The sequence below is a fragment of the Salinivibrio proteolyticus genome (assembly GCF_001996165.1).
Taxonomy (GTDB): domain Bacteria; phylum Pseudomonadota; class Gammaproteobacteria; order Enterobacterales; family Vibrionaceae; genus Salinivibrio; species Salinivibrio proteolyticus.
Genome location: NZ_MUFP01000013.1, coordinates 80,787 through 90,996, shown reverse-complemented (window position 1 = coordinate 90,996; position 10,210 = coordinate 80,787). Strand labels below are relative to the sequence as shown.

At 50.1% G+C, this 10,210-nt stretch carries 10 protein-coding genes and 1 riboswitch; of the genes, 3 read left to right on the top strand and 7 right to left on the bottom strand.

Annotated features, from left to right (window positions below):
- The first annotated feature begins 649 nt into the window (after positions 1–649).
- Positions 650–1,099 carry an RNA recognition motif domain-containing protein gene (locus BZJ19_RS11160; RefSeq protein ID WP_077458406.1) on the top strand — a complete coding sequence of 150 codons (450 nt, stop codon included), beginning with the start codon at positions 650–652 and terminating at the stop codon, positions 1,097–1,099.
- On the opposite strand, the gene murI is transcribed toward BZJ19_RS11160, so the two are convergent.
- Positions 1,053–1,871 (bottom strand): glutamate racemase, encoded by an 819-nt coding sequence (murI, locus tag BZJ19_RS11155; protein ID WP_077675682.1) that lies wholly within the window; start codon positions 1,869–1,871, stop codon positions 1,053–1,055. The genes BZJ19_RS11160 and murI overlap by 47 nt on opposite strands.
- An 80-nt stretch (positions 1,872–1,951) precedes the next feature.
- Positions 1,952–3,766: a TonB-dependent receptor domain-containing protein gene (locus BZJ19_RS11150; protein WP_077675681.1), complete on the bottom strand. Its 1,815-nt coding sequence runs from the start codon at positions 3,764–3,766 to the stop codon at positions 1,952–1,954.
- Between the two features lie 31 nt (positions 3,767–3,797).
- A riboswitch (cobalamin riboswitch) is annotated at positions 3,798–4,029 on the bottom strand.
- Between the two features lie 122 nt (positions 4,030–4,151).
- Between BZJ19_RS11150 and trmA the strand changes: the two genes are divergently transcribed.
- On the top strand, positions 4,152–5,255 hold the full coding sequence (gene trmA, locus BZJ19_RS11145) for a tRNA (uridine(54)-C5)-methyltransferase TrmA (protein ID WP_077675689.1): 1,104 nt from the start codon (positions 4,152–4,154) through the stop codon (positions 5,253–5,255).
- A gap of 91 nt (positions 5,256–5,346) precedes the next feature.
- Here the strand turns inward: trmA and BZJ19_RS11140 are convergent, their stop codons facing one another.
- Together BZJ19_RS11140 and fabR are read right to left on the bottom strand one after the other, a co-directional pair.
- Positions 5,347–5,730, bottom strand: coding sequence for a YijD family membrane protein (locus BZJ19_RS11140; protein ID WP_077480038.1), 384 nt, complete (start codon positions 5,728–5,730; stop codon positions 5,347–5,349).
- 11 nt (positions 5,731–5,741) lie between these two features.
- Positions 5,742–6,377, bottom strand: coding sequence for an HTH-type transcriptional repressor FabR (gene fabR, locus BZJ19_RS11135; protein WP_069586866.1), 636 nt, complete (start codon positions 6,375–6,377; stop codon positions 5,742–5,744).
- Between the two features lie 195 nt (positions 6,378–6,572).
- On the opposite strand from fabR, the gene sthA reads away from it, so the two are divergent.
- Positions 6,573–7,988 (top strand): Si-specific NAD(P)(+) transhydrogenase, encoded by a 1,416-nt coding sequence (gene sthA, locus BZJ19_RS11130; RefSeq protein WP_077675680.1) that lies wholly within the window; start codon positions 6,573–6,575, stop codon positions 7,986–7,988.
- A 62-nt stretch (positions 7,989–8,050) separates the two neighbouring features.
- Here sthA and cysQ read toward each other — a convergent pair whose 3' ends face one another.
- From cysQ to BZJ19_RS11115, 3 genes are read right to left on the bottom strand one after another with little or no spacing between them, the layout of a single operon-like run.
- Positions 8,051–8,863, bottom strand: a complete 813-nt coding sequence (gene cysQ, locus BZJ19_RS11125; protein WP_077480040.1) for a 3'(2'),5'-bisphosphate nucleotidase CysQ — start codon at positions 8,861–8,863, stop codon at positions 8,051–8,053.
- Positions 8,864–8,866: 3 nt separating this feature from the next.
- Complete coding sequence (gene nudE, locus BZJ19_RS11120) at positions 8,867–9,421, bottom strand: ADP compounds hydrolase NudE (protein WP_077675679.1); 555 nt, start codon at positions 9,419–9,421, stop codon at positions 8,867–8,869.
- A gap of 41 nt (positions 9,422–9,462) precedes the next feature.
- Complete coding sequence (locus BZJ19_RS11115; protein WP_077675678.1) at positions 9,463–10,209, bottom strand: type II secretion system protein N; 747 nt, start codon at positions 10,207–10,209, stop codon at positions 9,463–9,465.
- Between the last annotated feature and the right edge of the window lies 1 nt (position 10,210).

Here is a 10,210-nt window from a genome sequence, read left to right as displayed (position 1 = left end):
ATACTGATTACTGTTTCTCTCCGAAGAGAAAAACGAATTGACTGTGCCGAATAACTAAAAGTTATCGTTTGGTCACTCAGTTCATCGAATAAATCTTTTTGTCTATTCTCAACGAGTGCCCACACAGATTGCATAGGTCAAATTGTTAAAGAGCGTTGACTTGCGAAGCGTTGCTTCGCTCGGTCAGGGCTGCGTATATTACTCGCCTTGCCGATGAAGTCAAGAAGAAATTTTATCTTTTTGTTGATGCCAACYGGCGAAAACAAAACCTCTTCTTGACTCCCCTAACGCGTTGTCGGCGTTAAGTAGGTGGGCTATCTTAATCATTTAAAAACTGACGTCAAGCGTTTATTTTTATTTGATTTTTTGCCCCGACATGGCCGCTGAGCGCTTGCCCTGTGTGCCGTGTCGTTGGGGCGCATTATAGCGACCCGGATCACACTGACAAGGGTTTTTCGCGTTTTTTATTTCGAGTGGACAATAATCCACCTAAAATGATGAATAACCAGCGATTTGAAACATTATAGCTACGCGCCTTTTACCAAGAAGTAACGCTGGTTGATTTTCTAAGAACCATTTAAGGGTACGCCGCTGCCAAATTGTCTTGCGTACCATCACTTTATTACTTGTATTAACGCTTATGACGCTTATGAAATCACCAATTGCTTTTGTATTGATTATCACCATCGCCATCCTCGGTGCCATTGTGGTCAACCTAATGAGTACGGTTTCTCCCGCTTTGGCTTTCGCTGCAGGTGCAGTTATCAGTGGTATTGCCTGCTTGTATGCTCCCCAAGCTACAGTGACAGTTGCGACAAAAGAGGAAGAGCCCCCTCAGAGTAAGACAATTTATGTCGGCAACCTGCCCTATCGCGCCAATGAAAATGATGTGAAGTCCCTGTTTGGCGAGCATGGAGAAGTGTTTGCGGTACGGTTAATGAAGGATAAGCGTACCGGTAAACGTCGTGGCTTTGGTTTTGTTGTGATGGCGGCTGCGCATGCAGATGATGCTATCGATGCCCTAAACAACAATGTTTACGGCGAGCGAACACTCAAAGTGCGTGAAGCGAACGATCCAAAAAAGCGGGAGCATAGCTAACGCACTCTAGTCCAATCGAGCGGATATAATCAGACAAGGCGGCGGCTTTTATAGGCGTCGCCGTCGCGTATGCGCGATTGCCATCACTGTTATCGCTGGTGATAGATGCTTGCGGCGTGACTAATGAGGCAACACGACGTGCAATGGCGCTGCCGGAGTCAATCAACTGGACCTGTTTACCCATCGCCACCTGTATTTCATCATGTAAGAGTGGAAAGTGGGTGCAGCCTAGCACCAAGACATCGATGTGCGAATCAAACGGTGCAAGTATGGCGCTAAGGTCTTGCTGATTCACCGCTTCCCCACGCAGTTTACGCTCTGCCATATGTACTAATGCTGTTGTCCCTACCGAGACAATCCGGCAATCTTTGGCGAAATCTGCGATCAGTTGTGCCGTATAAGGCCGATTGACGGTGGCTGGGGTCGCGAGCAGACCGATAGCTTTGTGTTGACTCAAAGCCGCCGCGGGTTTGATCGCCGGCACCACGCCAACAACCGGTATAGAGAGTGCGTCGCGCAGTGTCGGCAGCACAAGTGTCGAGGCTGTATTACACGCAATGACGATGATATCGACTGCATGGCGCTCACAGGTCGCTTTGATCAGAGTGAGCACGCGATGCACTAGACGTTGGTCTTCTAATTCGCCATAAGGGAAAGCGGCATTGTCGAACAGGTAGGTATATTGAGCGCTCGGCAAGCTTGCTTTGATCGCTTGGTAGACAGATAAGCCTCCGACACCGGAGTCAAAGATCAGAATATGGGGTTGCGCCATGATCCAGCCACTCAATAAAAAAACGCCCTTATCATAACGATAAAGGCGTGATTAAAGCTAGTTTCGCCGTGAAACAGGTACTAGTACTGGTAGTCTAACGTTATAAAGTAGCCGCGCTCAGCTGACGGATAGCCACCCGCGGTTTCGTAGTCTTTATCAAATACATTATCGACTTTACCTTTTACGGTCAGATTATCGGTCGCCTGATAGGAAGCAGTAATCGTCCACAGGCTATAGCTTCCCAACATCTCTCCACCGGAATAATCCAGACGTTCACTTTGATACTGCCACTGAGTACCGAGCTGCAGTCGCTCCCATTGGTAGGATGCATCCCATTTCGCTATCCGTTTAGCACGACGTGCAAGCTGCTCACCTGTTTGTTCATTTTTAGGATCTTTATATTCTAACGATATACGGTTATTTAAAGCGTGCACATCAAAATTGGCAATAAACTCAACGCCTTCGATCTTAGCTTTGCCCACGTTTTGGTTCTGACCGTTGGGGTAACTACCTGCATACTGAATGAGATTATCAATGCGATTGATATAGCCGGTGAGTGACCAATCAACGTCAGCCGTCACGCCACGAAGAGCAAGCTCGGTGTTGGATGATTCCTCCGGCTTGAGCGTTGCATTACCGCCCCATCCGTAAAGTTCAGTCAGACTTGGGGCTTTAAAAGCGGTGCCGTAGCTGGCGACCAATTGATACCCTTCCGCTATCGCAAGACCCGCACTCGTCTGCCAAGTCGTATGCTGCCCGTATTGCTCGTTATCATCCGAACGAGCACTTGCCTCAATAGATAGTGCTTCTACTGGGCTAAATTGCGTTAAAAGGTAAGTGCCCAGGTTATCGCGCGGATTGATTGCAATATCATCGGGGTTGGTAATCAAGCTTCCTTCATTGAAGGTGTCTTGTCGATAATCTACGCCGCCACCAAGAAGCCAATCTTCCGTGGCTTGGTACTGGAATCCCAACGAGGTAGAGACTTGCTCAACATCTGAGGTTTTATTGTTTTTACGGTCACTGCCAGGGCTGTAGTCGAAGTTTTCTTGTTGGGAAATTTCTGCGCTGAGTGTTGCACTCCAAGTATCAGAGCGATAGTTCAGCGTGCTGGCCAGTGCTTGGCTTTCTAACCAACCATGTTTTAAGCTACCAAAATTATCGTAATCGTACTCATTCTGGTACCAGCGCCCCGTGATATCGGCCGACCAAGATGTATTCCAGCGATGACTGTAGCCAAGCTGCGCATTGCGGCCGGTAAAACCATGCTGATCTCCCCAGTTGCTCGCCGTTGGATGAACATTGTATCCATCATTCGACTCATACCCAGCAATACCAGAGAAGTGACCGTTATCGCCCAATTTTGTTGCCCATGCACCACTAACAGCATGATGATCCAAACTGCCCACGGTCGCAGAAACATTGGCTCGCTCTTTATTGCTTTTGGTGATGATATTGATCACCCCACCAATCGCGCTCGACCCATAAAGTGTGGCGCGTGCGCCGCGAATAATCTCAATACGCTCGATACTGTTTACTGGGATCTGATTAAAATCCACCGAGCCTTTGATGGATGACGCCATACGCATGCCATCAATCAAGACTAAAGAGTGGTCTGATTCCGTGCCGCGCATAAAAATAGAGGCAATTTGTCCACGGCCTCCACTTTGCGCAATCTCAATGCTCGGCACCGTACGCAATACATCGACAAGGCTTCGCGCCTGCAAGCGTGCAATGTCTTGACGTGTCAAAATGGTTGCTGATTGCAACACTGAGGCATCGGACTGTTCAAACCGACTTGCCGTCACCACCACCGTTTCGGTGTTTTGCTCGGCCCACGCGCTCACAGGGAGTAATGACGCCGCCACTAGGCTCGCCACAATCTGTTTATTCATTGGTTATTCCTTTCTATCGCGAGAATATGCAGCATTGTGCTGCGGGGCGGGCTGTGTTCGGACTTAAGAGCGTGGCTTTCGCCGCCTACTGCTAACGACTTCCCATCGCATACTATTGATCAGTATTGGTGACAGTGTCTGGCCTAGCGCCGGGTTAGGGTCGTTCTCTTACACCGCTGCGCGTCAGTTGCGGATTCTCACCGCATTCCAGTGACCAACAGGCTTATACTTGCTGATCACGTACCCGCTCACGGATAGTAGCCGTCTAGATGGATATTGTCCATTGATAACCCTATCGAATAAAGGAGAATCGTGAGCAAGGGTGGACATGGCTGGGGATTTGTCTAAAATCTGCGCTCATTTTCCAATCGCTGAGGCAGCCATCATGACCAAGGCTCACACCGCCGTTGACTACGACACACAGCTTGCTGAGAAAGTACAACGACTCACTACCCAACTCGCGCCGTTTCATGCGCCTGAGCTAGAGATCTTTCGCTCACCGGAAACCCACTATCGGATGCGCGCAGAGTTTCGAGTATGGCATGAAGGCGACGACCTGTATTACATCATGTTTGATCCTGCGACTAAGCAGAAATATCGGGTCGATACCTTTCCTGCCGCAAGCCGTTTGATCAATGACCTCATGCCGCTATTGATGGATGCCATCAAGCCTAACGACGCGTTGCGACGTAAGCTCTTCCAAGTTGACTTCCTCTCCACTTTAAGCGGTGAGATCTTGGTGTCTTTGCTTTATCACCGCCAGCTAGACGAAGAGTGGGATGAGGCCGCGCAAGCGCTTAAACAACGATTGAACGATGAGGGCTTTAACCTCAACCTGATTGGCCGTGCGCGCAAGCAAAAGAAATTGCTAGACCGCGACTACGTTTTGGAAAAACTCAATGCTGATGGGCAGACATTGATCTACCAGCAAATTGAAAACAGCTTTACCCAACCAAACGGACCCGTGGCGGAGAAAATGCTGGAATGGGCCATTGATTGCACCCGAGATAGCCAAGGTGATTTGCTAGAGCTGTATTGTGGGAATGGCAACTTCTCACTGGCACTAGCGAAAAACTTTCGCCGCGTCCTCGCCACCGAGCTGGCGAAACCCTCGGTACAATCGGCGCAATACAATATTGCCGCGAATCACATCGACAATGTGCAGATTATTCGTATGTCTGCCGAAGAGTTCACTCAAGCGATCAATGGCGAGCGCGAATTCCGCCGCTTAAAAGACCAAGGGGTAACGCTGAGTGACTATCAGTGCAATACCATTTTTGTCGATCCCCCTCGTGCGGGCATGGATGATGAAACCTGTAAAATGGTGCAAGGTTACGATCGGATTTTATATATCTCCTGTAACCCTGAGACTTTGGTCGAGAACCTAGAACGCCTCAGCCAAACACACCGCATTAGCCGCTGTGCGCTGTTCGATCAATTCCCGTTCACCCATCATACCGAAGCGGGTGTGTGGTTGGAGCGTAAATAGTCACAGGAAGCGAGTTCGTTACAACGTAAAAAGGCGTCTTTCGACGCCTTTTTTATTCACTCGTTTTAGTGTGCGACTCGCCGCGCGGGGCTTATACGTCAGAGGCAGTATCGTTTTTTGCTTTGCGGCTGAAAAAGCCCAGCTTATGACCCACCCAAAACGCCAGTACCATGGCAACCAAAATCGAGAAGAAGTTACCGCCCAATTCTGGCATTTGCATACGCATAAACGCAGAGTACCCAAACGCACCCACTAAGAAACACGCAAACGCGATCAGCGGCGTACCTTCAGTGAGGGGTTGGCGCTCATGCAATTGGTAGCAAGCATGTACCGCCAACACAAACGCTAGAATGGGAAAGATAGAAAACGCCACACCACCGATAAAAAGCGTAGCGAGAGTGGCACTGCCACAAATACCTGTGATCAATGACAGTACTAAGAATTTACGCTCAGATTTAACTTGCTCATGTTCCATGTTTTCACCTGTTATGACAGCTTTTTCTGTAATGCCCGCCGCTCACGGTCTTTACGATACCAGTAAGCTCCCTTGGCTATCATGCGCAATTGTATCACCATTCGCTCGGCCAATTCTGCCCGTGAATGTGTATCAAGATCTAACGCTTCCGCGCCGGAGTTGAATACCAAGATCACGCAGGCTTCAGCCTGATTGTACGCTTCTTCATAGGTGAGCTGCGTGCGAGACTGCAAATACTCGGTCAATTCTGCGACAAAGTGCTGAATTTCACGTGCTACAGCCGCACGGAACGCCGCTGAGGTGCCTGAACGTTCGCGAAGCAGCAAGCGAAAAACGTTGGGGCTGCTTTCAACAAATTCCATAAAGGTTTCGACCGAGGTACGCACCACACTACCTTCTGCGGCAATACGCTGACGGGCTTGACGCATCAGCTGACGAAGCAGGAGCCCCCCTTCATCAACCATGGTTAATCCCAACTCATCCATGTCTTTAAAGTGGCGATAAAATGAGGTTGGCGCAATGCCTGCTTCTCGCGCGACTTCTCGCAAACTCAAACTCGAGAAGCTTCGCTCTGCACTTAATTGGCTAAAGGCCGCATCAATCAATGAGCGACGCGTCTTTTCTTTTTGTTCGGCTCGAATACCCATCACACTCAACCTGCAGTCATCATGGCGCCACTATACGCATTTTTACGTCCTAAATCAGCCAAACACCCTCTTGAACAGCGCCTTGCCTTTCCCCTGCTCACGTCCAGATCATGCAGGAAAGTTAACCTTACTGCCAATAAGCGTTAAACTGGTCATAAATGGATGTTGCAATAATGAAAATAAGGTTTGAATCCTATGAGCAAGTCGAATCCTCGCCCTGTTGATCATTTTGATGCGATCGTAATAGGGAGTGGCCCAGGCGGCGAAGGCGCGGCAATGGGGCTAACCAAGGCGGGCAAGCGCGTGGCCGTGATAGAACGCGAAAGCACTGTCGGTGGTGGCTGTACCCATTGGGGCACCATTCCTTCCAAAGCACTGCGTCACACCGTTAGCCGGATTATTGAGTTTAATCAAAGTCCGATCTACACCCAGAACACCAAAAGTATTCACAGCACCTTCTCTCAAATCCTGAGCCATGCCGATTCCGTGATTGGCAAACAAACGCGCCTTCGTCAGGGTTTTTACGATCGCAATCAGTGCACGCTGCTCCATGGTATGGCGGAATTTGTTGACGCACATACTTTAGCCGTTCGCCACCCTGACGGCAGCAAAGAACATTACACCGCCGATCATTTTGTGATTGCCACCGGCTCACGCCCGTATCAGCCAGCCGATGTCGATTTTAGCCACGCACGCATTTACGACAGTGATTCAATTCTGTCACTCAAGCATGACCCACGCCACGTGATTATTTATGGCGCAGGCGTGATTGGCAGCGAATATGCGTCTATTTTTCGTGGGCTTGGCGTCAAAGTCGACTTAATCAATACCCGTGATCGCTTGCTTTCATTCTTGGATAACGAAATTTCTGATGCCCTGTCATACCATTTCTGGAATAGCGGTGTTCTTATTCGCAATGATGAAACTTATGAGCGCATTGAGGGCACAGATGATGGCGTGATTGTCCATCTCGCCTCGGGTAAAAAAATGAAAGCCGACTGCCTGCTCTATGCCAACGGTCGCACTGGTAACACAGATACGTTGAATCTTGGTGCGGTAGGCCTGACGCCCGACTCTCGCGGCCAGCTGAGCGTCGACGACAATTACTCGACCGAGGTTGACCATATTTATGCGGTTGGCGATGTGATTGGCTATCCAAGTTTGGCCAGCGCGGCCTATGATCAGGGACGGGTCGTCGCAGAAGCAATTAGCCAAGGCAATGCCAATGCACGCCTCATTGAACATATTCCCACCGGCATTTATACCATCCCAGAAATCAGTTCTGTGGGGAAAACGGAGCAAGAGCTCACGGCAGAGAAAGTCCCGTATGAAGTCGGGCGTTCGCAATTTAAACATCTCGCTCGCGCCCAAATTGCCGGGATGGATGTTGGCAGTTTAAAGATCCTCTTTCATCGCGATACCCGTGAGATTTTGGGGATCCACTGCTTTGGTGAACGCGCCTCGGAAATCATTCACATCGGCCAAGCGATTTTTGAGCAAAAAGGCGCCGGTAATACCATCGACTATTTCGTCAACACGACCTTTAACTACCCGACCATGGCCGAAGCGTACCGCGTTGCTGCACTCAACGGCTTAAATCGCTTGTTCTAAGCGGTACCAATCGCTGTCTCTTACCAAAAAACGGCACCTGACGGTGCCGTTTCGCGCGACTGTTACGATGCACGCAATATCGAAGACCAAGCGAGCGATTCATCACCCAGTACAATAAAGTTGGGGTTTTGTAACGAGTCACGCTCGTTATATGACAAGGGGTCCAACTCGGTACTTAAAATCCGCCCCCCAGCTTGTTCGACAATGCATTGGGTGGCTGCCGTATCCCACTCCCCTGTCGGACCTAGACGCAAATAGCAATCTACCGCGCCCTCAGCGACCAAACACGCTTTCAATGCTGCGGACCCTAGTGGCACCAAATCATAGTTGATCTCAGGGGCGAGCTTTTCTGTCACGGCATGAATATCTTGACGGCGGCTAATGGCAATCGAGAGCGAGGTAATAGCCTCTTCTCGCTTCATTGTCGAGATGCGATGCATTTCGCCATCGGGGGTAATTTTCCACGCCCCTTTTTCTTGGCACGCATAATAAGTCACACCCGAGACCGGGGCATAGACCACTCCCATCACCGGATGGTTATTTTCCACCAGCGCAATAATGGTGGCAAAATCGCCACTCCCCGCAATAAATTCTTGGGTACCATCCAGTGGGTCAATCAACCAGTAACGTTGCCATTGCTGGCGATCACTAAGCGGCACACCACAATCTTCTTCCGATAACACCGGAATATCCGGGGTTAATGCCGTCAGTTTCTCGCTGATCATTTTATGTGCGGCAAGATCCGCGCTGGTGACGGGTGTTTCATCGCTTTTGGTCATTTCCTCGAAATCACCGTCTTGGTAAATATCGAGAATCACTTGTCCCGCTGCACGGGTAATTTCAATCACATCGGGCAACAACTCAGGCAGTGGCATGCCTCACCTCTCAGATTGTAAGTACTTCAGCGCCATCATTAGTGCGGTGATACTGCGCGCTTCACAGAAATCGCCGTGGGTCAGCAACTCCTCCGCTTGAGCTAATGGCCAACGGATCACCTCAAGTGGTTCGGGTTCATCCCCTTCCAAGGTTTCAGGATACAAATCACGTGCCAACATCAGTGTCATACGACTGGAGAAGTACGACGGAGCCAGTACGACCTCTTTGAGTGGAATAAGCTCGCGAGCGCCCAAGCCTATTTCTTCTTTCAATTCACGCACCGCTGCCTGCTCTGGCACTTCCCCTTTATCAATTAAGCCTTTTGGAAAGCCTAGCTCATATCGCTCCGTGCCGGCTGCATATTCCCGCACCAGCAACAAATCCCCATGTTCGGTCAGCGGCACCATCATGACCGCATTGCGGCCCGAAGGCTTCATGCGCTCATAGGTACGATTTACACCGTTACTAAACTGGAGGTCGAGCGATTCCACCTTAAATAAACGAGAAGCGGCAACCACTTGCTTAGAAAGGATCTGGGGAGGTTTTCGCTGCGTCATATCCTATTTGCACCCTTTACTGATAAGCCTAACAGGCTTGATTAGCCTCGAAAAGAAAAGCGATAGCGCCCTTGTTGATCCGGCGCACCCAGCCAAGCAAGTGGCTCTTTCATTGGCGGAGGGAACGCGGCTTCCGGCTTGAGCCATCCTGAAACAGAGTATCGCCCCGACGGTGTGATTGACAATGAAAACTTATTACTCAGCGAGGACGACGCACCTTGTCCTTCGGCGAGAATACCTTGCTGCTCACAACGGAGTGTGGCACTGGCTGGGATATCCGCTAAACGCCCCATTGGCAAGCGTAATGCGGCTTGTTGCCACTGCAGCTGACCATCGAGTCGCTGACAGCCCGCCTCGGTAAAGGCCAGATCGCGTAATACCAGATCCACATGGCCTTCAATCGCCACATTGGCAGGGAGTGCCACAGAACTGGCAAGCAAATCGGCCGGTGCTGACACCAGCGCACGGGATAAAGAAACAGCATGACCATCAAAGCCCACAGTTGCTTTCCCTTTCACCCCATCTGAGCTGCGAAGACGAATATTCGCTTCTAACGTTGCCGCGGTGAATAAACGGTGTACTTGAATATCCCAGCGAAGTGGACCGACGGTGTAATCTTGCCAGCGTATTTGCGCAATGCGTCCTTTCCACACTGTCCCCTCAATCGCGCCCACCTTAAGTTCAGGCGGCAAGGGGGCCAGACGCAATAGCGATGCGGGTGCGTGGATCACGACGCTGAGTACAAAAACCAGCGTACAAGCTAAACCCAAGGCTATTTTTTTCTTCATG